At 45.0% G+C, this 857-nt stretch carries 1 protein-coding gene; it reads right to left on the bottom strand.

Annotated elements, in window-relative coordinates; translation table 11 throughout:
- Positions 1 to 857: elongation factor Tu (gene tuf / locus H5160_RS20675; RefSeq protein ID WP_182738532.1), on the bottom strand; the 857-nt coding region annotated here is incomplete at both ends.

Below are 857 nucleotides of genomic sequence, written 5' to 3'. Positions count from 1 at the left end.
TTAGCTAGTACTTGACCACGTTCAACGTCTTCACGCTTAGTACCACGTAGAAGTGCACCAATGTTCTCACCAGCACGACCTTCGTCAAGAAGCTTACGGAACATTTCAACACCAGTACAAGTAGACTTAGTAGTCTCTCTGATACCAACGATTTCAACTTCGTCATTTACGTTGATGATACCAGCTTCAACACGACCAGTTACAACAGTACCACGGCCTTGGATTGAGAAAACGTCTTCGATAGGCATGATGAATGGCTTATCGATGTCACGCTCTGGCTCTGGGATGTAAGAATCAAGTGCATTTGCAAGCTCAACAATCTTATCTTCCCACTCTTTCTCGCCTTCTAACGCTTTAAGCGCAGAACCAGCGATTAGAGGTAAGTCATCACCTGGAAAATCGTATTCAGAAAGAAGTTCACGAACTTCCATTTCTACTAGTTCAAGTAGCTCTTCGTCATCAACCATGTCACATTTGTTCATGAACACAACGATGTAAGGAACGCCAACTTGACGAGAAAGAAGGATGTGCTCACGTGTTTGTGGCATAGGGCCATCTGTCGCAGCAACTACTAAGATCGCGCCATCCATTTGAGCAGCACCAGTGATCATGTTTTTAACATAATCGGCGTGACCAGGACAATCTACGTGTGCGTAGTGACGTGTAGGAGTATCGTATTCAACGTGAGACGTTGAAATAGTGATACCACGTTCGCGCTCTTCTGGAGCGTTGTCGATTGATGCGAAATCTTTAGCAACACCGCCGTATACTTTTGCAAGTACGTTAGTGATTGCTGCAGTTAGTGTAGTTTTACCGTGGTCAACGTGGCCGATTGTACCAACGTTTACGTGCGGTTT

Source organism: Pseudoalteromonas sp. SG43-4, assembly GCF_014164325.1.
Lineage (GTDB): Bacteria > Pseudomonadota > Gammaproteobacteria > Enterobacterales > Alteromonadaceae > Pseudoalteromonas > Pseudoalteromonas distincta.
The sequence above is the reverse complement of the archived record's forward strand: the minus strand, read 5'-3'. Positions and strand labels throughout refer to the sequence as shown.